Annotated in this window: 23 protein-coding genes; 17 read left to right on the top strand and 6 right to left on the bottom strand. The window is 69.3% G+C overall.

Annotation, left to right across the window (positions count from 1 at the left end):
• Window positions 1-12: 12 nt before the first annotated feature.
• Entirely contained in the window at window positions 13-525 is a 513-nt protein-coding gene (locus tag FFS52_RS13235) for an inorganic diphosphatase (RefSeq protein ID WP_058249886.1), read from the bottom strand.
• A 164-nt stretch (window positions 526-689) separates the two neighbouring features.
• Between FFS52_RS13235 and dacB the strand changes: the two genes are divergently transcribed.
• The 3 genes from dacB to tilS are packed head-to-tail and all read left to right on the top strand — an operon-like array spanning window position 690 to window position 4,134.
• Window positions 690-2,093 carry a D-alanyl-D-alanine carboxypeptidase/D-alanyl-D-alanine-endopeptidase gene (dacB, locus tag FFS52_RS13230; protein WP_137809953.1) on the top strand — a complete coding sequence of 468 codons (1,404 nt, stop codon included), beginning with the start codon at window positions 690-692 and terminating at the stop codon, window positions 2,091-2,093.
• Window positions 2,090-3,205 carry a zinc-dependent metalloprotease gene (locus FFS52_RS13225; protein ID WP_137809952.1) on the top strand — a complete coding sequence of 372 codons (1,116 nt, stop codon included), beginning with the start codon at window positions 2,090-2,092 and terminating at the stop codon, window positions 3,203-3,205. Before dacB ends, FFS52_RS13225 begins: the two co-directional genes overlap by 4 nt.
• Window positions 3,184-4,134, top strand: a complete 951-nt coding sequence (gene tilS, locus FFS52_RS13220) for a tRNA lysidine(34) synthetase TilS (protein WP_171011630.1) — start codon at window positions 3,184-3,186, stop codon at window positions 4,132-4,134. The genes FFS52_RS13225 and tilS overlap by 22 nt, the downstream gene beginning before the upstream one ends.
• 27 nt (window positions 4,135-4,161) lie before the next feature.
• Here the strand turns inward: tilS and FFS52_RS13215 are convergent, their stop codons facing one another.
• Window positions 4,162-4,869, bottom strand: coding sequence for a glycine zipper family protein (locus FFS52_RS13215; RefSeq protein WP_137809950.1), 708 nt, complete (start codon window positions 4,867-4,869; stop codon window positions 4,162-4,164).
• A gap of 334 nt (window positions 4,870-5,203) precedes the next feature.
• Between FFS52_RS13215 and hpt the strand changes: the two genes are divergently transcribed.
• From hpt to FFS52_RS13170, 9 genes are all read left to right on the top strand, one after another.
• Window positions 5,204-5,767, top strand: a complete 564-nt coding sequence (gene hpt, locus FFS52_RS13210) for a hypoxanthine phosphoribosyltransferase (RefSeq protein WP_137809949.1) — start codon at window positions 5,204-5,206, stop codon at window positions 5,765-5,767.
• 171 nt (window positions 5,768-5,938) lie between these two features.
• Complete coding sequence (gene ftsH / locus FFS52_RS13205; protein ID WP_137809948.1) at window positions 5,939-8,326, top strand: ATP-dependent zinc metalloprotease FtsH; 2,388 nt, start codon at window positions 5,939-5,941, stop codon at window positions 8,324-8,326.
• Window positions 8,327-8,335: 9 nt separating this feature from the next.
• Complete coding sequence (folE, locus tag FFS52_RS13200; protein ID WP_137809947.1) at window positions 8,336-8,947, top strand: GTP cyclohydrolase I FolE; 612 nt, start codon at window positions 8,336-8,338, stop codon at window positions 8,945-8,947.
• Window positions 8,948-8,997: 50 nt separating this feature from the next.
• Window positions 8,998-9,852, top strand: coding sequence for a dihydropteroate synthase (folP, locus tag FFS52_RS13195; protein ID WP_137810001.1), 855 nt, complete (start codon window positions 8,998-9,000; stop codon window positions 9,850-9,852).
• Entirely contained in the window at window positions 9,845-10,216 is a 372-nt protein-coding gene (gene folB, locus FFS52_RS13190) for a dihydroneopterin aldolase (RefSeq protein WP_137809946.1), read from the top strand. The genes folP and folB overlap by 8 nt, the downstream gene beginning before the upstream one ends.
• On the top strand, window positions 10,213-10,731 hold the full coding sequence (folK, locus tag FFS52_RS13185; protein ID WP_137809945.1) for a 2-amino-4-hydroxy-6-hydroxymethyldihydropteridine diphosphokinase: 519 nt from the start codon (window positions 10,213-10,215) through the stop codon (window positions 10,729-10,731). Before folB ends, folK begins: the two co-directional genes overlap by 4 nt.
• Entirely contained in the window at window positions 10,728-11,243 is a 516-nt protein-coding gene (locus FFS52_RS13180; protein ID WP_068971963.1) for a DUF3180 domain-containing protein, read from the top strand. The genes folK and FFS52_RS13180 overlap by 4 nt, the downstream gene beginning before the upstream one ends.
• A gap of 115 nt (window positions 11,244-11,358) precedes the next feature.
• Window positions 11,359-12,711 carry a DUF6779 domain-containing protein gene (locus FFS52_RS13175; protein WP_137809944.1) on the top strand — a complete coding sequence of 451 codons (1,353 nt, stop codon included), beginning with the start codon at window positions 11,359-11,361 and terminating at the stop codon, window positions 12,709-12,711.
• Between the two features lie 124 nt (window positions 12,712-12,835).
• On the top strand, window positions 12,836-13,621 hold the full coding sequence (locus FFS52_RS13170; RefSeq protein WP_137809943.1) for a hypothetical protein: 786 nt from the start codon (window positions 12,836-12,838) through the stop codon (window positions 13,619-13,621).
• Between the two features lie 26 nt (window positions 13,622-13,647).
• Here the strand turns inward: FFS52_RS13170 and FFS52_RS13165 are convergent, their stop codons facing one another.
• Entirely contained in the window at window positions 13,648-15,057 is a 1,410-nt protein-coding gene (locus FFS52_RS13165) for a serine/threonine-protein kinase (protein WP_137809942.1), read from the bottom strand.
• Window positions 15,058-15,369: 312 nt separating this feature from the next.
• Between FFS52_RS13165 and FFS52_RS13160 the strand changes: the two genes are divergently transcribed.
• The 4 genes from FFS52_RS13160 to FFS52_RS13145 are packed head-to-tail and all read left to right on the top strand — an operon-like array spanning window position 15,370 to window position 18,636.
• Window positions 15,370-16,404: a DUF2520 domain-containing protein gene (locus tag FFS52_RS13160; protein ID WP_137809941.1), complete on the top strand. Its 1,035-nt coding sequence runs from the start codon at window positions 15,370-15,372 to the stop codon at window positions 16,402-16,404.
• 20 nt (window positions 16,405-16,424) lie between these two features.
• A complete protein-coding gene (gene panC, locus FFS52_RS13155; RefSeq protein ID WP_137809940.1) occupies window positions 16,425-17,372 on the top strand; it encodes a pantoate--beta-alanine ligase in 948 nt (315 codons plus the stop codon).
• Window positions 17,373-17,374: 2 nt separating this feature from the next.
• Window positions 17,375-17,815, top strand: coding sequence for an aspartate 1-decarboxylase (gene panD / locus FFS52_RS13150; RefSeq protein ID WP_065629606.1), 441 nt, complete (start codon window positions 17,375-17,377; stop codon window positions 17,813-17,815).
• 17 nt (window positions 17,816-17,832) lie between these two features.
• Window positions 17,833-18,636, top strand: coding sequence for a type III pantothenate kinase (locus tag FFS52_RS13145; RefSeq protein WP_137809939.1), 804 nt, complete (start codon window positions 17,833-17,835; stop codon window positions 18,634-18,636).
• A gap of 39 nt (window positions 18,637-18,675) precedes the next feature.
• Here FFS52_RS13145 and FFS52_RS13140 read toward each other — a convergent pair whose 3' ends face one another.
• Both FFS52_RS13140 and FFS52_RS13135 read right to left on the bottom strand, forming a co-directional pair.
• On the bottom strand, window positions 18,676-19,263 hold the full coding sequence (locus FFS52_RS13140; protein WP_137809938.1) for a TetR/AcrR family transcriptional regulator: 588 nt from the start codon (window positions 19,261-19,263) through the stop codon (window positions 18,676-18,678).
• Window positions 19,264-19,302: 39 nt separating this feature from the next.
• Window positions 19,303-20,238 (bottom strand): hypothetical protein, encoded by a 936-nt coding sequence (locus FFS52_RS13135; RefSeq protein ID WP_171011629.1) that lies wholly within the window; start codon window positions 20,236-20,238, stop codon window positions 19,303-19,305.
• A 240-nt stretch (window positions 20,239-20,478) separates the two neighbouring features.
• On the opposite strand from FFS52_RS13135, the gene FFS52_RS13130 reads away from it, so the two are divergent.
• Window positions 20,479-21,444 (top strand): alpha/beta hydrolase, encoded by a 966-nt coding sequence (locus FFS52_RS13130; RefSeq protein ID WP_137809937.1) that lies wholly within the window; start codon window positions 20,479-20,481, stop codon window positions 21,442-21,444.
• A 12-nt stretch (window positions 21,445-21,456) separates the two neighbouring features.
• Here FFS52_RS13130 and FFS52_RS13125 read toward each other — a convergent pair whose 3' ends face one another.
• The gene (locus FFS52_RS13125) at window positions 21,457-21,960 is read right to left on the bottom strand and encodes a TetR/AcrR family transcriptional regulator (protein ID WP_137809936.1); all 504 of its coding nucleotides are present in this window, start codon (window positions 21,958-21,960) and stop codon (window positions 21,457-21,459) included.
• Window positions 21,961-22,001: the final 41 nt, after the last annotated feature.

The raw sequence follows: 22,001 nt of genomic DNA, 5'->3' as shown, positions 1-22,001 counted from the left end.
GTGTGGGAGAGATCAGCCGCGCGAGGGCTCGTTGGCCGCGTCGGGGTGCGCAGCGAGGCGATCGATGGCCTCCTGTGCGATCTTCTCGGCCTGGTCGCGGCCGACCCACCCGCCCGGGTCGACCTCCTTGCCCGGCTCGAGGTCCTTGTAGTGCTCGAAGAAGTGGGCGATGGGTCCCAGCTCGTATTCGGACACGTCGGAGATGTCCTTGATGTGGTCCCAGCGCACGTCCTTGGCGGGGACGCAGAGGAGCTTGTCGTCGCCACCGGCCTCGTCGGTCATGGTGTACATGCCGACGACCCGTGCGCGCACGATGATGCCGGGGAACACCGACTCGGGGAGCAGGACCATCGCGTCGAGCGGGTCGCCGTCCTCACCGAGGGTGCCGTCGATGTAGCCGTAGTCGGCCGGGTAGCCCATCGAGGTGTACAGGTAGCGGTCGAGGTAGACCTTGCCCGTCTCGTGGTCGACCTCGTACTTGTTGCGGCCACCTTTGGGGATCTCGATGGTCACATCGAATTCCACAGTTCCTCCTGGCAGTCTTGATCGGGGATGCCGCGTCGGGCCGAAACGCCCGCACGCTGCCCCAACGATACTGTTGGTCCGGCGACCTCGATGTTCGTACCCCTTGTTGTGCGTATGTCCGGGCCGTTCCATCGACCGTCAACCGCGAGAGACCCGGAGGCTTTGTGGGCGCATCCACCCGAAACGGCGGTCGTTCCGGTCGGAGACTCCTGTGGTGGACGATCACCGCGGTGGTGATCCTGGCCCTCGTCGCGACGGCCTCGGTGATCATCGCGCTCCGGCTCGACCGGGAACCCGAACTGCCGCCGGGGGTTCCCCCGCAGCCCGCCGCGATCGCCGTCGACCCCCGGATCGACCCGGTGGTCGCCTCCGCGCCGGAGCCCACGCCGAGCGGTGTGTCGCGGGCCATCGCGCCGGCACTGCGGAATCCGGCGCTCGGCGAACTCACCGGCATGATCAGCGACTCGCTGACCGGCGCGGTCCTGTGGACCGGCAACCCCGAGCGTCCGCGGATCCCCGCGTCGAACGCCAAGATCCTGACCGCGGCTGCCGTGCTCGAAGCCGTGCCGCACGATCAGCGACTGACCACGACGGTGGTGGCCGGCAGCAACGGGCAGATCATCCTCCGAGGTGCGGGTGACCCGACCCTGTCCGCACAGCCCGCCGGCACCGACACCTTCTACACCGACCCCGGTCGCATCGCCGACCTGGCGCGGCAGATCGAGGACACCGAGATCCCGGTGACGTCGGTGGCCGTCGACCTGCGCGCGTTCTCGGGTCCGACGATGGACACCACCTGGGACCGCCGGGACATCCAGGGTGGCGACATCGCGCCGATCGAATCGCTGATGGTCGACGGCGCCCGGCTCGAACCGCTCGACGAGTACTCGCCGCGCACCGCGGCCCCGGGCATCATGGCCGGCGAGGCGCTGGCCGCGGCTCTCGGCGTCGAGGGTCCCGTCACGGAGGTGACCGGTTCCGGCGCACCCGCATCCGGGAACGACCGCGTCATCGCGAAGGTCCAGTCGGCGCCGCTGGTCACCCGGGTCAACGACATGCTGCGCTACAGCGACAACGTGCTCGCGGAGACGCTTGCCATCGAACTGTCGGTGCACCGGGGCGGGCCGCCGACGCACGCCGGCGGCGTCGAGGCGATCGAACAGGTGCTGTCGTCGATGTTCCCGGACCAGTGGGCGGGTACCACCCTGCACGACGCGTCGGGGATCTCGTACGCCAACCGCACCACGCCGGAACTGCTCGACGCCGTGATGACGGCCGCGAGCGGACCCAGCCGGCCGGCGCTGCGCCCGATGCTCGACGGGCTGCCGATCGCCGGTGGCACCGGCACGCTCGCGGACCGGTTCGACGCCCCCGGCAACCCGGGCGCGGGCTGGGCGCGCGCCAAGACCGGAACACTCACCGGGGTCAGTTCGTTGACCGGCATAGTGCAGACAGTCGACGGCCGCGTGCTGTCGTTCGCCCTGATGTCCGGCGGCACCTCGCCGGCGGACGCGCGACCCGCCCTCGACGCCGTGGTGGGTCAACTGAGAGAGTGCGGGTGCCGATGACCACTTCAGGAACCGCCGGGTCGGACGTCACCGACGCCGGGACCACAGAGGTCGCCGAGACCGCCGACCGTCAACCGGGCATCGGGTCGCAGATCGACTGGTCGCTCGCGGCGTCAACCGCGAAACGTCTCGCCCGTCCCGGTCCCAAGACCACGGCCTACACCTACGAGGCGGCCCGTGCGGAACTGGCCGACGCCGCGACCCGGGCCGAAGCCCCGGTCCGTGAGGTCACCGGGCTCGCCGACGGCCTGCGCGTACCGACCACCCGGGTCCTCGACCGGGCCGGGTGGATCGACGCCGCGTCCCGGTCGATGCGCTCGATGCTCGGCTCCGACGAGTCGATCGATGCGGGATCGCCCGGACTCGGGGCCCGATTCGGCGGCCTCCAGGCCGGCGGGTTGCTCGCCTTCCTCTCCACCGCGATCCTCGGCCAGTACGACCCGTTCACGCCCGACCCGGAGACCGGCGAACCGGGTGTGCTGATGGTGGTGACGCCGAACATCATCAACGTCGAACGTCAGCTCAAGGTGATCCCGTCGGACTTCCGCCTGTGGGTGTGCCTGCACGAGGTCACCCACCGGGTGCAGTTCTCGGCCAACCCGTGGCTGCGCGACTACATGCAGGACAACGTGGCCGTGCTGACCTCCGACGCCGGCGAGTCGACCACCGAGATCGTCACGCGGATGACCAAGGCGCTCAAGGGTTCCGACGGTCCGCGCGAAAAGGGTGTGATCGGGGCGATGCAACTGCTGCAGAGCCCGGAGCAGCACGCCGCCTTCCAACGCATGATGGTCCTGGGCACGCTGCTCGAGGGTCACGCCGACCATGTCATGGACGCCGTGGGTCCGGCGCATGTGCCGTCGGTGGCGAGCATCCGAGCCGCGTTCGACAAACGACGCACCGCTCCCCAGAACCCGGTCCAGCGACTCATCCGGGCGCTCATCGGGATGGACGCCAAGCTCGCGCAGTACATCCGCGGCAAGGCCTTCGTCGACGTGGTGGTCGAGGCCGTCGGGATGGAGCGGTTCAACGTCGTGTGGACCTCGCCGGACACGATGCCGCTGCCGAGCGAGATCGACGACCCGCAGGCATGGATTCAGCGGGTCTTGTGAGACGGGCGGTCGCGGAGTTCGCGGCCGCTCATCTCTCGGGGCCGCAGGTCTGTGTGGGCCTCTCCGGCGGACCGGACTCGCTCGCGCTGACCGCAGCCGCCGTCGGCGCCGGTCTGGACGTCACCGCGCTGATCGTCGACCACGGACTGCAGCCGGACTCCGCACAGGTCGCCGCGACGGCGGGAGAGGTGGCAGGGGGTCTGGGCGCCCGCGTCCGGGTGCTACCGGTGCGCGTCGGGCGCCGTGGCGGCCTCGAGGCCGGTGCGCGCGACGCCAGGTATGCGGCGCTCGACGAGGCCCGTGCGGATCGTCCCGTCCTGCTCGGCCACACCGCCGACGACCAGGCCGAGACCGTGCTGCTCGGGTTGGCCCGCGGGTCCGGGTCCCGCTCGATCGCGGGTATGCGTGCGTGGAACGACCCCTGGGCCCGGCCGTTGCTCGGCGTCCGCCGGCGGCAGACGCTGGCGGCCTGCACCGAACTCGGTCTCGCGCCCCATCGCGATCCGCACAACGACGATCCGCGGTTCACCCGTGTCCGACTGCGAACCGAGGTGCTGCCGCTGCTGGAGGAGGTTCTGCACGGCGGGGTCGTCGACGCGCTGGGTCGCACCGCCGAGGGCCTGCGGGCCGACAACGACGCGCTGGACGAGTGGGCGGCCGGTGTCCTCGCCGGGGCCGGCCGAGACGAGGGGCTGGCGATCGCGCCGCTGCTCGCCGTGCCGCTCGCGGTCCGGACGCGTGTCCTGCGAGCCTGGCTGCTCGGCGTCGGCGCCACCGAACCGACGCACCGCGTCATCTCGGCCGTCGACGATCTGATGGCGACCACCGGGAACGCCCGGTCGCAGGTGGCCATCGGCGGCGACCCCGAAGCACGACGCGTCGTGGTACGTGCCGGGGAAACACTGACGGTCCGCCTCACCGCGAGGTGAGACGGACCGTCGTGTGGTTACTGGCGATCAGCGACGCGGCGGGGTGAACGGCGAGTTGATCGTCTGGAAGTAGTGGATGCCGGCACCGATGAGCGTGCCGCCGCCGGCTAGGGCGAGGCCGGCAAGTGCTCCGGCGGCGGTGCCGAACGGGATCGCTATCGGGCATCCGATTCCAAATCCAGCGAGCGCGCCCGTGAAGCAGCCGAGCGCGCCGCCGATGATTCCGCCGACGACGGTTCCCACCAATGTTCCGATGGACGTGCCAGCAGAAAGCTGGGACCGGAATCGGTCGAGTGCCTGGTCGTCACGTTCCTGGCGCGTTTGCGGCGCCGCGACATTGTGTCGGGCCACCCCGCGTAATTGATCGACCGCGGTCGGATTGAGTGCCGTCGAACGTGCGACCTCACGGGACGGAATGAGGGTCACCTTGTTTCCCGTGGTCCGCGTGTCGATCGGGAACTGCCGATACTCGCTGCGATACATGAGCGGCATGCGGAAGAGTTCCGCGCCGGCGGTGTCCCGGATCGTCAGATTTCCGTTCTCCGTGCTGACCGATGCGTTGTGCACCGTGAGAGTGAGGGCCGAGGCATTCCACGACGCGTCGTAGGTCGGAGCCGCGGCCCGCTGAGGTGCAGCTTCGGCGGTCGCGGCGAAGACGGTGACGACCGCGGTGACCAGGCAGAGAATTGCGCTGAAACGTATTTTGCGCAGGGGAGAACGCGAAGTGGGGAACACGAGCGCTCCTTCTTGTCCGCACGGGACAGGGCGTGAGAAGGGGAGGGGAATTCAGAGGTCTGTTGCTCAGCACTCTGTTTCCGAGAATGTCAGACGCTTGATTTACTTCGAAACGCAACCACTCGGAATGGTGCCGGTGTGATGAGTTGTTATGGGACCGTTATGCACATAGCAATTCCGCGAAATGTCGGTGTGAAAGGTCAACAATGATTTGAGCAGGCATTTCTCGATAAAACCGCAGGTCGATGCTTGATCATTTCTCCGACCGACGGTCGCGGCCCTCGGTGCAACCCCCGTTCGCCGCGGTATCGGCAAAACATGACAAGCTGGGACCGTGCAGTTTGCCGATCCGTATGCCGCTGACATCGACGCTGTCCTGATCACCGAGGAAGAGATCAAGCAGCGCACCGCCGAACTCGCCCAGTCCGTGGCGTCGCGCTATGCCGACATCGAGGAGGATCTGGTCCTCATCGGTGTCCTCAAGGGCGCGATCATGTTCATGACGGACTTCGCCCGGTCGCTGCCGATCCCGTCGCAGATGGAGTTCATGGCGGTGTCGAGTTACGGATCGTCGACCTCGTCCTCGGGTGTGGTCCGCATCCTCAAGGACCTCGACCGCGACATCGAGGGACGCGACGTCCTGATCGTCGAGGACATCATCGACTCCGGTCTGACGCTGTCCTGGCTCATGAAGAATCTCGCCACACGGTCGCCACGCAGCCTGGAGGTGTGCGCCCTGCTGCGCAAGCCCGAGGCCGTGCGGTCCCCGGTCCGCGTCGCCGATGTCGGATTCGACATCCCCAACGAGTTCGTCGTCGGATACGGCCTCGACTACGCGGAGCGATACCGCGACCTTCCCTACATCGGACGACTGAAGCCGTCGGTGTACACGCACTGATCCATCGCCGGCGCATGACGCGGCGCCCGCGTGTCCGACCTGCGAGGGAACGGTTTCACCAGCGCGATCGTTGACCGGTAGCCTCAATGTGTACGTCGACGGGAAGGACATGGGAACGGCGTCGGCACCGGGACTCGATCCCGTGAGCCCGCACGACCCCCACCAACTGGCATGAACCGTAAGACAGTCTTCCGCAACCTCGCCATCCTGGCGCTCATCCTGCTCGCCCTTTGGGGCTGGAGCGTGATGAGCGACTCCGGTCGGGAGTACCGCGGCGTCGACACCTCTGTCGCACTGCAGCAACTCAACGACAAGAACACCAAGTTCATCAGCATCGACGACCGCGAGCAGCAGCTGCGCATCGAGCTGAACACCCCGATCAAGGTCAACGACGCCGACGCCGACAAGATCAGCGCCAAGTACCCGGCGCAGGCGGGGGACCAGGTCTTCGAGGCCGTCCAGGGCACCGGCGCCCCGTACACGACCAACGTCAACGAGCAGTCCGTCCTGTGGCAGATCCTCATCTTCGTGCTGCCGATGATCCTGCTGTTCGGTCTGTTCTTCTTCGTGATGAGCCGTATGCAGGGCGGTGGCCGCGGCGGCGTGATGGGCTTCGGCAAGTCGAAGGCCAAGCAGCTCACCAAGGACATGCCGAAGACGACCTTCGCCGACGTCGCGGGCGCCGACGAGGCCGTCGAAGAGCTCTACGAGATCAAGGACTTCCTGCAGAACCCGACGCGGTACCAGGCGCTGGGCGCCAAGATCCCGCGCGGTGTGCTGCTCTTCGGCCCTCCCGGAACCGGCAAGACGCTGCTGGCCCGCGCGGTGGCCGGCGAGGCGGGCGTCCCGTTCTTCACGATCTCCGGTTCGGACTTCGTCGAGATGTTCGTCGGCGTCGGCGCGTCGCGTGTGCGTGACCTGTTCGAGCAGGCCAAGAACAACAGTCCGTGCATCATCTTCGTCGACGAGATCGACGCCGTCGGCCGACAGCGCGGCGCGGGTCTCGGCGGTGGTCACGACGAGCGTGAGCAGACGCTCAACCAGCTCCTCGTCGAGATGGACGGGTTCGGCGACCGCTCGGGCATCATCCTGATCGCGGCCACCAACCGCCCCGACATCCTCGATCCGGCTCTGCTGCGCCCCGGCCGTTTCGACCGGCAGATCCCGGTCGGCAACCCCGACATGGCGGGTCGCCGGGCCATCCTGAAGGTCCACGCCAAGGGCAAGCCGATCGACTCCGACGCCGATCTCGACGGTCTGGCCAAGCGCACGCCCGGCATGTCCGGAGCGGATCTGGCCAACGTCGTCAACGAGGCAGCGCTGCTCACCGCACGGGAGAACAAGCAGACGATCACCGCCGAGGCCCTCGAAGAGGCGGTCGACCGGGTCATCGGCGGTCCGCGCCGCAAGTCCCGGATCATCAGCGAACACGAGCGCAAGGTCGTGGCCTACCACGAGGGCGGCCATACCCTCGCTGCCTGGGCGATGCCCGACCTCGACCCGATCTACAAGGTCACGATCCTGGCGCGCGGGCGCACCGGCGGCCACGCGCTCGCCGTCCCCGAGCAGGACAAGGACCTGATGACCCGCTCGGAGATGATCGCGCGGCTGGTGATGGCGATGGGCGGCCGTGCCGCCGAGGAACTGGTCTTCCACGAGCCGACGACCGGCGCGTCGTCGGACATCGACCAGGCGACGAAGATCGCGCGTGCGATGGTCACCGAGTACGGCATGAGTTCGAAGTTGGGTGCGGTGCGCTACGGCCAGGACCAGGGCGATCCGTTCCTCGGCCGGTCCATGGGCTCGCACACCGACTACTCCGCGGAAATCGCGAGCGAGATCGACGACGAGGTGCGCCGGCTCATCGAGGCCGCGCACACCGAGGCGTGGGCCATCCTGACCGAGTACCGGGACACGCTCGACGTGCTCGCGACGCAGCTCCTCGAGAAGGAGACGCTGACCCGCAAGGACCTCGAGAAGATCTTCGCCGACGTCGACAAGCGTCCGCGGATCACCGCGTTCAACGACTTCGGCGAACGCACTCCGAGTGACAAACCGCCGGTGAAGACGCCGGGAGAGCTGGCGATCGAACGCGGTGAGCCGTGGCCGCCGCCGGAGCAGGCCAAGATCCCGGAACCGGTGGGTGCCGGCTATCCCGGTGGGCCGCAGGTCCCCGGCCAGGTGCCGAACTACCCGCCGATCTATCCCGAGCCGGGCGGTCCGACACCCCCGACGCAGGGCAGTCCCGAACCGCGGTACCCCGACCACGGATATCCGCCGGCCGATCCCGGCCCCCACTATCCGAATCCCCAGTATCCGAACCCCCAGTATCCGAACCCGAACTACCCCAACCCGCAGTATCCGGACCCGGGCAACGGCCGGACGGCACCCGGGTCGGGCGGGCCGTACGGGGGCGGCACGCGTCCGGATTACGGCGCGCCGCGCGACTGGTCCGCACCCGGTTGGCCGCCCGAGCCCGACCCGCGGTCGGGTCGCAACGGCGACACGAACGGCTGGGGCCATCGCGCCGGTGACGACGACTCGCGTCCGAGTTCGTAAAGTGGCCGGATGAGTATCAGCGAGCGGCGGGACGCCGTACTCGAGGGACCCCGGTCCGACTTCGACCAGGCACGCGCCGAAGCCGCGGTCCGCGAGTTGCTGCTCGCCGTCGGCGAGGACCCGGATCGGGAAGGTCTGATCCGGACGCCCACGCGGGTGGCGAACGCCTACCGGGAGATGTTCGCCGGCTTGTACACCGAGCCCGACGAGGTCCTCGCCACGACGTTCGACGAGGACCACGACGAGCTGGTGCTGGTGAAGGACATCCCGATGTACTCCACCTGCGAGCATCACCTGGTGTCGTTCCACGGCGTCGCCCACGTCGGCTACATCCCCGGGGCGTCGGGCCGGGTGACCGGGCTGTCCAAGTTGGCACGCCTGGTCGACCTGTACGCGAAGCGTCCGCAGGTCCAGGAGCGGCTCACCAGCCAGATCGCCGACGCGATGATGCGCAGACTCGAGCCCCGCGGGGTGATCGTGGTGATCGAGGCCGAGCACCTGTGCATGGCCATGCGCGGTATCCGCAAACCCGGCGCGACGACCACCACGTCGGCGGTGCGCGGCATCTTCAAGACCAGTGCGGTGTCCCGCGGCGAAGCCCTCGACCTGATCACCCGGTGACGCAGGCGCACGCAGTCCCCGCCGGCGGCGGTGTGCACCGGACTCTCGTGATGGGCGTCCTCAACGTCACCGCCGACTCCTTCTCCGACGGCGGCCGCTACCTCGACGCCGATGCGGCCATCGCGCATGGGCTCGAACTCATCGAGCAGGGTGCCGACCTCATCGACGTCGGTGGCGAATCGACCCGGCCCGGCGCGGTCCGGGTCGACCCCGGTCTCGAGGCGGAGCGCGTGGTCCCGGTGATCGGCGAACTCGCCGCGCGCGGGGTGACCGTGTCTGTCGACACGATGCGCGCCCCGGTCGCGGCCGCCGCGATCCGGGCCGGCGCCGCGATCGTCAACGACGTGTCCGGCGGGCGTGCCGACGCCGACATGGCGCGGGTCGTCGCGGACGCGGGATTGCCGTGGATCCTGATGCACTGGCGCCCGGCCGGGGACAGCACGGACCGGCGGTTCACGCACCGCAGTGGAGACGTCGACGGGTACCGGGACGTGGTCGCCGAGGTGAGTGGGGAACTGCTGGCCCAGGTCGATGCGGCGGTGTCGGCCGGCGTCGACGCCGACCGCCTCATCCTGGATCCGGGGCTGGGCTTCGCCAAGACCGCCGAGCACAACTGGGCCCTGCTCAACGCATTGCACACCATCACCGGGCTCGGCTTCCCGGTGCTGGTCGGAGCCTCCCGCAAACGCTTCCTCGGGTCGCTGCTGCGTCGCGACGGTGCGGATCGGCCGCCCGCCGGACGCGATGTCGCCACCGCGTCGGTCTCGGCGCTGTCCGCCGCCGCGGGCGCGTGGGGGGTGCGCGTCCACGACGTCGCGAGCAGTCGCGACGCGGTCGCGGTCGCGGCGGCCTGGCGCACCGGCGGTTCCCGAACCTCGTCCTCGGTAGGAGACTCGAATGGCTGACCGGATCGAACTGCGCGGCCTCAAGGTGCGCGGCAATCACGGTGTGTTCGACCATGAACGGGCCGACGGCCAGGACTTCTACATCGACGTCGTGCTCTGGCTGGACCTACGGGCCGCCGGCGAGTCCGACGACCTCGCCGACACCGTCGACTACGGCGCGCTCGCGCAGCAGGTCGCCGGCATCGTCGGGGGCGAACCGCGCAACCTCATCGAGAAGGTGGGGGCCGAGGTTGCGGAGTCGATCATGACCGACGCGCGCATCGATGCCTGCGAGGTGACCGTGCACAAGCCGTCGGCGCCGATCCCACTGACCTTCGACGACGTCGCGGTGGTGACCAGACGTTCCCGCAAGGGGACGCGATGAGCCGCGCGGTGCTCTCGGCCGGTTCCAACATCGGTGACCCGACCGCGCACCTGCGTTCGGTCGTCGAGGCTTTCGCCGACGACCTGGTCGCGGTGTCCGCGGTCTATTCGACGCCGCCGTGGGGCGGGGTCGAGCAGGAGGACTTCCGCAACATCACGCTCGTCGTCGACGGCCCGCACGATGCGCGCGGATGGCTCGAGCGCGGATTCGAACTCGAGCGGGCGGCCGAACGGACGCGCGAGATCCGCTGGGGGCCGAGAACTCTCGACGTCGACGTGATCACCGTGTCCGAGTCCGGCCAGGTCGTCCTGTCCGGGGACCCGGACCTGACACTGCCCCATCCCCGTGCCGCGCAACGGGCTTTCGTCCTCGTCCCGTGGCTCGAGATCGAACCCGATGCCACCCTCTGGACCCCGGACGGTACGCGCGCGGTGTCCGATCTCGTGGCCGGGCTCGACGCCGCAGAGCGGGACGCGGTGCGTCCGGTCGGCCGCCTGACCGGGGTCGACTCGTGACCGCGCCGGATCCGCGCCGGCCGGATCAGGACGACGAGGAGACCGGTCTCGGTCCCACCCGGGTCCGCGATCTCGCCGTCATCGCGGCGGTCACGGCGATCGTCGCGTGGATCCTGGTGCGGTACAACTACTCCGATTTCCCGCCGCTGCCGTTGCTCGCCGGTGTGGTGCTGTATGTGCTTGCCGCACTCGAGATCGTCATCGCCTTCGTCGTCCGTTCCCGGGTCGATTCGCGGGATGTCGGTCGCGCGCGGGGACAACTCCATCCACTCACGGCCGCGCGAGTGCTGGCCCTGGCCAAGGCTTCTGCGATCCTCGGCGCGATCGCCGTCGGGGTGTGGCTGGGTCTGCTGGCCTTCCTGCTCGGCCAACACGATCTGGCCGCTGCCGACCACGACCGGCCGGGCGCGATCGTCGGACTGATCGGCGGGGTGGTCCTCGTCGGTGCCGCGCTGTGGCTCGAGTACTGCTGCCGAGCACCCGACGATCCGTCCGCCGTCGGCGGTCCGTGAGGGTCGGGGCGAGTGTCGGTCGCCCCGCGCACTCGTCGCCTAACATGTCGACTATCGGAGAAACTCCGCACCCGCCTGCGGTCCGAATGCACTCACAGCGGGTAAATTCACGATCATGACGACCTCGAACGGCCGTGCCGCCGACTCGCGCCGCTCGAGTCGGTCGACGGCTCAGTGGTTGCTCGGCCTCTTGATCGTGCTCGCATTGATCGCCAGCATCCTGATGGTCTTCACCGACAGGCTGTCGATCACCGGCTCGCTGGCAGTCATCGCGGCGTTGTGGGCGGCCGTCATCGGCGCGATCCTGGTGACGAAGTTCCGTCGACAGGCCGAGAGCGCCGAGGCGAAGAGCCGTGACCTCCGGTTGGTCTACGAACTGCAGCTGGAACGCGAGATCGCCGCGCGTCGGCAGTACGAACTCGATGTCGAGACGACCATCCGCAAAGAGGTCACCGCCGAGTCGAACGAAGAACTCTCCGAGCTCAAGGCCCAGGTGCTGGCGTTGCGTTCCAGCCTGGAGATGCTCCTCGGTGAACCGCTCCCGGATCAGCGGGTCGCCCTGTCGAGTGAGAAGATGCGCGAACTGGCCTCGGGCCTGAACGACGAATCACGCGCGGGTCGTCGATCCGGTGCACCCTACGGCGGTGGCTTCTCCGGTGATATCGGTGGCGTGTCCTCCTACGGCGCCACCTACGCCGACGACGGGGTGCTCGCCGCGCGCGACTTCGCGGCGACGGCTCCGACCGCGGACGACGGCAGGCATACGGGACCGGTCGATCCCAACGAGATGACCGAGGTGATCCCGGTCGTCACCGACGACCCGATCTCGGGCCGCATCGCCACCGAGGTATCGCCCGACGAGCCCGCGGCGACGAGCGCGCCGGCAGAACCCTCTGCCGCGACGGGGACGTCCGGGAGGACGTCCGACTCAGACGTCTCCGACGCCGAGATCGTCGACACCGATCACGCCGACGGCCCGAAGGCCTCCGCAGGCGCCGAGACCTCGGGTGCGGACGGTGCGTCGACCGGCGCCGGAGAGTCCGCGTCATTGCCGTTCTCCGGGGGCTTCTACCTCGGGAACGACACCGACGCGGCGGATACCCGAGGCCCGGGATCGCAGTCGCCGGTCGCGGACGCGAATCAACCGCTCTACACCGACGACACCCCGACCGACGAATGGTCGACCCGGGCGGCGTCGGGCGAAGCACCCGAGAGCGATGAGACCCCGGGCGTCGCGGATGCTTCCGACGACGTGGAGCCCCCGCCCTTCCTCGGGTCCGCTGGACGACACGAGAATCAGCCGGGCGGTCGGCCCGCGGAGTCCTTCGGCGGTGGTCGTCGACGCCGTGCGGTCGCCGACGACGCGGAATCGGCACACTCGGCGGGGTTGCCCGTCTCCGAACTCCTGAGCCAGCTGCGGTCACAGACCGAGTCCACCGGCGGCGGACGTCGCCGACGCAACGGCTGATCCGCCCGGCCGCTTGCGACACTTCCGGGTTGCGGTCACACGCCCCTGTCATCCGTCCGGGTGCATCTGCGGCGTTGCCGCGGATTCGCCGATACGAGTTGGACGATCGCCCTAGTATTCCCGTATGAGCGAGACGCTCGCGGGTGGGGAGTTCGGTCTCGGGCCGGGGTCCGATCCGTCGATGGCCGCGATCCGCCACACCGAACGCGGGAACGCCGTCAAACAGTCGTTGGTGAGCACGGCGGTGTTCCTGCCGGTCATCGCGTGGTGGCCGACGGTGTTGTGGCTCTTCACCTTCGACCCGCTCGACGGCACCCCGTTCCCCGAGTACCACGCGAACCTCCAGGCCAACGGTCCCGAGGCGAGCCTGTTGCTCATCTGGTCGCTGACCGCTCTGATGCCGCTGTACATGGTTCTCGTGCTGGGGATCTGGGCTCGTGACCCGCTACGGTCGGGGATCGCGGTGGTGATCGGCGCGGTCGGGGCACTCGGATTCTGGGGTGGGCAGGTCCCGGTCCTGGTGCGATCGGGAGAATACCCGGTGCTCACGTTCTGTTCGGAGCACATGCCCGCCTTCGTCGTGATGCTGATCGTGGCGTGGTCGGTCGCGCGTCGTCGTGGATTCTGGTGGGTGCTCGCCATTCCGGTCATCACCCTGCTGGCGATCAACGCCTATGAGGGCTGGGCGTCGAACCCGGTCGACGCGATCGTCGACGGCACCGGGAGACTCCTCGACGTCCCGGCCTCGCAGGTACTGGACCCGTTCTCGCCGAGATTCCGTTCACCGTTTGACGACGTGGTCGACATCGTGGCGGGCATCCTGACCCTGTGGGTGGTCGACGCCGTGTTCGGCGCGTTGTCCAGGCAGGCGCGTGAGCCGCAGCAGTCCCGGCCGGGGAGCTGGCGCTGACGAAATCCGTTGCCATGACGTCGAAGTCAGAACTGCATCGCCACGGCGCGTCCGACGGTGAACGCGATGAACCCCAGGCTCAGCACGACGCCCAGGACGCACAGCACGCGGGCGAACCGCCCGGCCGAACCCGGCTGACCACGGCCGGCGAGATACCAGCCGGCCACGCCGACCGGCAGGCCCAGTCCACCGACGACGCTCAACGGGATCGCCGCCACACCGCATGCGAGCGACGCGGTGGTCCGCCGGGTCGCACCCGCGCCGGGCCGAGGTGGGTCCAGCACCGGTAGATCGCGCGAGGCGCGGACCGTCGACGACCCGGGATCATGCTGTGGGACAGCGTGTCCGGGGAGTCCGGAGTACGCCGTCGCGCCCCGTGCGATGGTGGGCCGAGGGCCGTCGTCTCCCGGTTGGGTGGCACCGGCGACCGGGATCGCAGCGGTGGGTGCGAAGGCGGTCGGGGGCAACGCCGGCGGTCGTGGTCCGGACATCGGTGGACCGAACGTCGGTGCCGCGGCGTGGCCGCGCACGGTGCGCTCCGGCCGCGGTGGCGCCGGGGCGAACACCGTCGAGTCGATCGCCGAACGGAGTTCGGCGGCAAAGGCCCCCGCCGACGACGGACGGTCCGTCCGGTTCTTTGCGAGACCGGAGCGCACCACGTCGGACACCGCCGGCGGCACGTCGGGCCGGAGGTCGGACAGCTCCGGGGGCGGGGTGCTGAGGTGGTGGTGGATCATCATGGCGGGCGTCCGTGCAGCGAACGGCACTGTGCCCGTGATCAATTCGAAGACGGTGCAGGACAGCGAGTAGACGTCGCTGCGGGCATCGAGGGTCTCGGCCGAGAGCTGCTCGGGTGACGAATAGGGGAACGAGCCGATGACGAGATCCGTCGAGGTGAGCGAGGTGGCACCACCGTCGGTCGGGCGCGCTATCCCGAAGTCCGCCAGCCGGATACGCCGGCGTGTGACGTGCTGGGGGAGTCGCGGATCGGACTCCTCGGGGCTGATCAGGATGTTCGCTGGTTTGACGTCGCGGTGGAGCAGTCCGGAGCGGTGTGCGTGATCGAGAGCGGCGCCAATCGCGTCGCCCACGGCCGCGACGTCGGCGAGCGGGAGCCCGCCGGGGCTGGTGGCGAGCAATGCCGCGGCGTCCGTGCCGGGCACGTACTGCATCGAGATCCAGAGTCGTCCGTCCACTTCGCCCCGGTCGTAGACACTGACGATGCACGGGTGGTCCAGCTGGGCGGCGAGGTCGGCCTCGCGGGTGAACCGGGCGCGGAAGATCGGATCGTTCGACACCTGCTCGGCGAGGACCTTGATCACGTCATGGCGCGGGAGCCGGGGATGGCGGACGAGGTACACCTCACCCATCCCGCCCGCACCGATCCTGCGCACGACCCGGTAACCGGCGAACTCTGTGCCCGGTTCCAAGCTCATGGGCGGGACCTTCGTGTGCGCGGGTGTGTCGATGTCGTCCGGGCCGGCAATCCTGGGCGGACTGCGGCTGTCTCAGACTACGCCGCGTCGGCGCAGGTCACCGGTGGTTCGGTGGATCGGTCGGCACGACCGGCGGATCAACCGGGCGCCCTCGAGGTGACACCTGTCACAGACGTTGGCACCGGTCGCGGTGTCGGACCTACTCTTGCTCTGCAACGTCTGGTACCCGTGCCGACGCCGCCGCGATGACTCCGCTCATCCGACGGACGTCTCGGCAGAGGCGGGACTGGAACGACACTCTGGAGGACAGCGGTGACCTCACCGAGCGGTGATGCCGGTATGCCATCGGCACGGCGAACCGGTGGCGATGACGCCTTCGTCGATGGCTCGCACCTCCGTTCCGGTCTCACCGACCAGTTTCCCGGCATGACGAATCTGCCGACGCCCGCTCGCCTCACCGTCGGCCTCGTGTCCGCCGGCCGCGTCGGGACCGCTCTGGGCGAGGCGCTCGAGAAGGCCGGGCATGTGGTCGGAGCCGTGGTGGCGCGGTCGCCCGAGTCCCGGGCCCGCGCGGTGAGTCGACTCCCCGATTCCGAGGTCCTCGACCTCGACGCGGTCGTCGCGCGATCCGAGTTGCTGCTGGTCAGCGTGCCCGACTCCGAGCTCGCCGCCGTGGTCGACGAGATCGCGGCGTCCGACTCGCTCCGTCCGGGGACGATCGTCGCGCACACCGCGGGCGCGCACGGGGTGGCCGTGCTGCAACCGCTGACCGACCGCGGTGCACTCGGGATCGCACTGCATCCGGCGATGACGTTCGTGGGTTCGGAGGACGACACCGCGCGCCTCACCAACGCCTGTTTCGCCATCACCGCCGTCGATGCGGTCGGCGAGGCCATCGCGTCGTCGCTGGTGCTGGAGATGGGCGGTGACCCGGTCCGGATCGCCGAAGCCGATCGCACGCTCTACCACGCCGCACTGGCCCACGGCGCCAACCACCTGATCGCCCTGATCTCCGACGCGGTCCTCGCTCTCAACGCCGCCATCGACCACTCCGGCCGCGACACCGCGACCGTCGACGGACACGGTAACCGCCTCGCCGAACGCATCCTCGGGCCGTTGGCCGCGGCGTCGCTGCGGAACGTGCTGGAACTCGGCCCGTCGGCGCTGACCGGGCCCGTCGCCCGCGGTGACGCGCCCGCGGTCGCCCGACACCTGGCGGCGTTGCGCACCGTCCCCGCCGGCCCGGGACCGCACGGCATCGCCGAGGCGTACCGCACACTCGCCCGGCGCGCCGCGGATCACAGCCACGCACCGCAGGCGTTGATCGACGCATTGGAGGACCGATGACATCAAGCGGAGGAGACGGCGTGAGCGGCCCGTCCGACGCACAGCCCACCTACTCGGCCGGCAAGATGACCGTGCATCGAGAGCCGTCGTCGCTGAGCCGCGTCACCCGTGCGCTGCGGGCCGCGGGCAAACGTGTCGTGCTCGTCCCGACCATGGGTGCCCTGCACGCCGGCCATCTGCAGCTCGTCCGGGCCGCCAAGGCGAAGGGCAACACCGTGGTGGTGGTGTCCATCTTCGTCAACCCGTTGCAGTTCGGCGCCGGCGAGGACCTCGACGCCTACCCGCGCACCCTCGACGCCGACCTCGCGCTCCTCGAGCCGCTGGGCGTCGAGCTGGTGTTCGCGCCGTCCGCGTCGTCGATGTACCCGAACGGCCCGCGGACGACGGTGCACCCGGGCGAGGCGGGCCGAATCCTCGACGGGATCTCGCGGCCGACACACTTCGCCGGAATGCTGACGGTGGTCCTCAAGCTGCTCAACATCGTCGGACCCAATGCGGCGTTCTTCGGTGAGAAGGACTATCAGCAGCTGGTGCTCATCAAGCAGATGGTGACCGACCTGAACCTCGACGTCGACATCGTCGGCGTCCCGACCGTCCGCGAGTCCGACGGGCTGGCGATGTCGTCACGCAACCGCTATCTCACCCCGGAGCAGCGGGAGCTGGCGACGACGCTCTCGGCGTCGCTCGTCGCGGGGGCCCATGCGGCCGAAGGCGGACGCGATGCCATTCTCGCCGCCGCACGGTCGGTGCTCGCCACGGTCCCGGAGATCGAGGTCGACTACCTGGACCTGCGCGGGCGTCAGCTCGAGGAACCACCGGAGAAGGGCGCGGGACGGCTGCTCGTCGCGGCCCGGCTCGGCGGCGCTCGCCTGATCGACAACGTCGGCGTGACCGTCGGCGGCGTCGCCGCGCTCGAAGAAGAAATCGCCTGGACCAATGCCACCACAACCACGACAGAGGGACGATGACCATGTTGCGCACCATGATGACCTCGAAGATCCACCGCGCCACCGTGACCCAGGCCGACCTGCACTACGTCGGCTCGGTGACCATCGACTCCGATCTGCTCGACGCCGCGGGCCTGCTCGAGGGTGAGCAGGTCACGATCGTCGACATCGACAACGGCGCCCGGCTGGTGACCTACGCGATCGCCGGCGAGCGCGGCAGTGGTGTCATCGGGATCAACGGTGCGGCTGCGCATCTCGTCCACCCGGGCGATCTCGTCATCATCATCGCCTACAGCATGCTCGATGCGGCCGAGCTGCGTGAGTACTCGCCGAACGTGGTGTTCGTCGACGCGCAGAACCGCATCGTGACCACGGGCGACGATCCGGCCGACGTACCCGCGGGGTCGGGCCTGCTCGACCCGCGTCACCTCGACGGTCCGATCTTCGCCGACGCCTCGCTCTGACGCGGCGACGACCTTCGATGCTGCTCACCGTCGACGTCGGCAACACCAACATCCATCTCGGCGTGTACGCCGGGGTCGGGGATCACGCGCGCCTGGTGCGTGATTGGCGAATCCACACCGACCCGCATTACACCGCCGACGAACTGGCGTGGGCGTTCCGCGGCATGCTCGGCGACGACATAGAGCAGGTGACCGGGGTGAGTGCGCTGTCGACGGTTCCGTCGCTCCTGCGCGAACTGCGCGTGATGGTGCCGCGCTACTTCGGCAACGGGCCGCACGTGCTGCTCGAACCCGGTGTGCGGACCGGGGTTCCCCTCCTGGTCGACAACCCGAAAGAGGTCGGCACCGACCGGGTCGCCAATTGCCTTGCCGCGCACACGGAATTCGGCGGACCCTGCATCGTGGTCGCGTTCGGTACCGCAACGGTCGTCGACGCTGTCTCCGCGACGGGCGAGTTCCTCGGCGGGGCCATCGCACCGGGCGTCAACCTCGCGGTCGAGGCGCTGTCGGAGCACACCGTGACCATGCGGAAGGTCGAGTTGATGCCGCCTCGCAGCGTGCTCGGCAAGAACACCGTCGAAGCGCTCCAGTCGGGCATCCTGTACGGCTTCGCCGGTCAGGTGGACGGGTTGGTCGACCGCGTCTGCGACACCGTCCCGGGATTCGACGGCGACGACGTGACGGTGGTCGCCACCGGGTTTCTCGCGCCGCTGATGTTCGACGAATGTCGTTCCCTCACCGATCATCACCCGCACCTGACCCTGGATGGCCTGCGCCTGGTCCACGAACGGGCCAAGGCGAGTCCGCGTCGCGGGAAGTAGATCTCGGCGAACCGAACGGCGGCACTGGGATTCGGCGTGTCATCGGTGCGCGCGGAGTGCCGCCTCGGTGTAGGCCGTGATGCGGTCGGTCAGTTCGCCGGCGGTCAGGTCGGTGCCGGCCAGCTGGTGGATCTGGGCGTCGACAGCGGCGAAGGCGAGCCGTAGGTCGGCGGCCGCGGACTGCGCCGTCCAGCCGTCGGCGACGAGATGAGCGCTCAACCGGTCGATCAGCGAATCGATCAGGGTTGTGTACTCCGTGGCCAGGCGTGTCGGGTCGGCCAGTTCGCGCAGCCGCCCATGGGCGCGGCCGTGTGTCGAGTTCTCGCGGACCGCGACCTCGATCACCGCATGAAGCACCTCCGGCCACGGGCACGAACCGGGCGGGTGGTCGTCGAGAACGGCCGTCATCGCCCCGGCGGCCGCGTCGAGATGGCGGAGCGCCAGTTCGTCGAAGATCGCCTGCTTGTCGTCGAAGTACTGATAGATCGAGCCCACCGACACCCCGGCCTTCTCGGCGATGCGGTTGGTCGTCATCTCCGCGCCCTCGGTGTCGAGAAGCTGGGTGGCCGCCTCGAGAATCGTGTCGACGGTGAACGAAGAGCGTTGTTGCCGTGGCTTTTTGCGCATCTTCTCGGTTCCTCGCGTTCGCGCGGCGGAGGAGTGGACTCACCGACCGATCGAGAGGGTCAGCAGGGCCCCCGATTCGGTTCCGGCCACGAGGCGACCGGCCGAACCGGGTACCGCTGCGAGGGCGGTCACCGGGTGCCCGACGTTCGCGGTGCAGATCCGAGCGGAATCGAGGTCCACGAGGTGGACCTGGCCGGTGGTCGACGACACGGCGAGCCGCCCGGGGGCCACCTCGGTGAGATCGTCGAGCACACCCGGCAGGGGTGCGGCGAGATCGGCCGCCACCGAGTATGCGGCGGGATCGTCGAGCGGGACGCGCAGCACGCGGCCCGTCGCGCTGACGGTCAGCGTGACGTAGAGATCCCGACCGACGATCACGGCGCCGTTGACCCCGGTTCCGTTGACCGTGGCACTCGGACTCAGATTCTTCGGCGCCGCGGCCGACCAGGCGCGATCGATGGAACCGTCCGGGCGGATCCGGACGACCCCGAGCCGCCCGTCGGAAACGTACACGTCGCCGGTGCGGTCCACGGCCAGCCCGTTCGGCATGCCGAGTCCGCGTGCGAAGACGGTCGCCGGCGTAGAGGGCGTGCGCGGGTCGATCCGCAGCACCTCGCCGACCAGCGGGGACCCCGGCAGCATGTTGACCGGCGAGTCGCCCGAGGCGATGTAGAGGAGACCGTCCGGGCCTCGGCGAACGGCGCCGGGTGACTCGACGCGGACGCGCGCCGTGACCCGGCCCTGCTGGTCACGTCTCTCGACGACGTTCTCGAGAATCCGCGACACCCACAGGTTCCCGGCTGCGTCATAGCCGACGTTCTCCGACCATCCGGTCGGCGTCGGCGACGGAACGACCTCCGTCACCATCACGTGGGCGCATCCGGGCGCCGCCGCGGCCGTCGGCGCCTGGAGTCCGAGAACCGCCGACACCATCACCACCACCGCCACCGCACCCACTTGCGAAGACACTCGCATCGCACACCGCCTCACCGTCGGCCCACACCGTATCGCGTCGCAGTTCGTCGACGCCCGACATTCTCGCCGATGTGATGGATCGTCGGCTCCGTGCCCCTCGGCGTCGAGAAGCTGAGTGCGTGCCCCGGAGACCAGGTCGATGGTGAACGAATGCTGTTGGCGCGGTAGACGTTTCCTCATCGTCTCGACCCGGGTGGAATGCGAGTTGTCTGTCTTCCTCTGGGGTTCGACGATGGATACATGATCCGCCGATCCGGAACCCCCGAGTCCTACCTTCGGTTCCTGCCCGAGCCGTGGCGGTCCGTCGCCGCCGGGGTCGCGGCCGAATCCACCTGGTGGACCTGGCCGTCGAGTTCCGGCCGGGCGTGCGGGGAGGTCGACGTCCACATCCTGCGGGCGCGCCGGAGCGCGGCACCGCTGCGCGTGTTGCTGCTGCACGGCGGTGGCGGACACAGTGCCCTGGTCTGGCCGCTGGGCGCGATCCTCGCGGACGAGGGGTTCGAGGTCCTCGCCCCCGATCTGCCGCAGTACGGACGCACGCGGGTGGCGGATCCGGGGAGGGTCCGCTACCAGGACTGGGTCGATCTGATCTGCGATCTCGTGGTGGCCGAGACCGACGACGATCCGCGTCCGCTCGTCGTGCTGGGTGCGAGTCTCGGGGGGATGCTCGCCTACGAGGTCGCGAGCCGGACCGGACGGGTGACCGCGGTCGTCGCGACATGCCTGCTCGATCTGGCGGGCGACCCCGCTGCGCGCCGGGCGGTCGCGCGCACGCCGGCGCTCGCGCGGCTGATCCCGCTCATGCCGGTGCTCGCCCGGGTCGGTGTTCTGGCCCGCGCGCGTTTCCCGATCCGCTGGGTGGCGCCGATGTCGACGATGAGTCGCGACCCCGAACTGTCTCGGGTCTGCGTCGACGACCGTCTCGGTGCCGGATCGTCGGTCTCGCTGGGATTCCTGGCGGACCTGATGACGCACGAGGTGCCGGACCCTGAGGAGTATCGGGGTCCACGGGTGCTGCTGGTCCATCCGGCGGCCGACTCGTGGACGCCGCCGGCGGTCAGTGCGCGCTTCGCGCGGCGGATCGCGGCGCGCGCCGACATCCATCTGCTGACCGGCTGCGGGCACTTCCCGGTCGAACAGCCCGGTGTCGACGAGCTCGCGGCACACCTCCGTGCGCTGGCCGCCGATCTCATCGGGACGCAGTGACATCCGGGATCGTCAGCGGAACGCGCGCAGCAGGGGAGTGGGATCGTGGTCGGCGTCGGTGCCGTCGGAGTTCCGCAGGAGGGCGTCGAGGACGAGGCCGTCGAGCGCGGCGACCAGTTGCCGGGCCTCGGTACGGGTCAACCCGCCGTCGACGAGTCCGTCGACGTAGCGCTCCCGATGCCCGACCATCACGTGTCGCAGGTCCTCGTCGCGCGTCGCCAGGAGCATGAGCTCGTACCGCGCCCTGGTGCGGACGCGGTCGGTGCCCAACCAGCGGACGATCACCTCCTGGGTCGACTCGCCCTCCGCAGCGCGGTCGGCGCTGAACACATGCTCGACGAGAGCCGCGAGAAAACCGCTCTGACCGCCGAAATGATGCCGAACGCTCCCGTGTGGCACCCCGGACGCGTCTTCGACCGCGCGTGCCGACGCCTGCCGGCTGCCGACGGTGCCGATCAGGGTGATGCCGGTGTCAAGCAGTAGGTCACGCGTCGACCCGTTGGGTGATTTCTCCACGCGGAGAAGTTTATCTGCTAACTTCTTCTCCATGTGGAGAA

Source organism: Gordonia sp. ALPHA1B1 (assembly GCF_005502615.1).
GTDB lineage: Bacteria > Actinomycetota > Actinomycetes > Mycobacteriales > Mycobacteriaceae > Gordonia > Gordonia hongkongensis.
The sequence above is the reverse complement of the archived record's forward strand: the minus strand, read 5'-3'. Positions and strand labels throughout refer to the sequence as shown.

Coding starts and splice junctions, on each gene's coding strand:
- FFS52_RS13225 (WP_137809952.1), top strand. CDS start 2,090: ATGACCACTTCAGGAACCGCCGGGTCGGACGTCACCGACGCCGGGACC.
- tilS (WP_171011630.1), top strand. CDS start 3,184: ATGGATTCAGCGGGTCTTGTGAGACGGGCGGTCGCGGAGTTCGCGGCC.
- ftsH (WP_137809948.1), top strand. CDS start 5,939: ATGAACCGTAAGACAGTCTTCCGCAACCTCGCCATCCTGGCGCTCATC.
- folE (WP_137809947.1), top strand. CDS start 8,336: ATGAGTATCAGCGAGCGGCGGGACGCCGTACTCGAGGGACCCCGGTCC.
- folP (WP_137810001.1), top strand. CDS start 8,998: ATGGGCGTCCTCAACGTCACCGCCGACTCCTTCTCCGACGGCGGCCGC.
- folB (WP_137809946.1), top strand. CDS start 9,845: ATGGCTGACCGGATCGAACTGCGCGGCCTCAAGGTGCGCGGCAATCAC.
- folK (WP_137809945.1), top strand. CDS start 10,213: ATGAGCCGCGCGGTGCTCTCGGCCGGTTCCAACATCGGTGACCCGACC.
- FFS52_RS13175 (WP_137809944.1), top strand. CDS start 11,359: ATGACGACCTCGAACGGCCGTGCCGCCGACTCGCGCCGCTCGAGTCGG.
- FFS52_RS13170 (WP_137809943.1), top strand. CDS start 12,836: ATGAGCGAGACGCTCGCGGGTGGGGAGTTCGGTCTCGGGCCGGGGTCC.
- FFS52_RS13165 (WP_137809942.1), bottom strand. CDS start 15,057: ATGAGCTTGGAACCGGGCACAGAGTTCGCCGGTTACCGGGTCGTGCGC.
- panD (WP_065629606.1), top strand. CDS start 17,375: ATGTTGCGCACCATGATGACCTCGAAGATCCACCGCGCCACCGTGACC.
- FFS52_RS13145 (WP_137809939.1), top strand. CDS start 17,833: ATGCTGCTCACCGTCGACGTCGGCAACACCAACATCCATCTCGGCGTG.
- FFS52_RS13140 (WP_137809938.1), bottom strand. CDS start 19,263: ATGCGCAAAAAGCCACGGCAACAACGCTCTTCGTTCACCGTCGACACG.
- FFS52_RS13135 (WP_171011629.1), bottom strand. CDS start 20,238: ATGCGAGTGTCTTCGCAAGTGGGTGCGGTGGCGGTGGTGGTGATGGTG.
- FFS52_RS13130 (WP_137809937.1), top strand. CDS start 20,479: ATGATCCGCCGATCCGGAACCCCCGAGTCCTACCTTCGGTTCCTGCCC.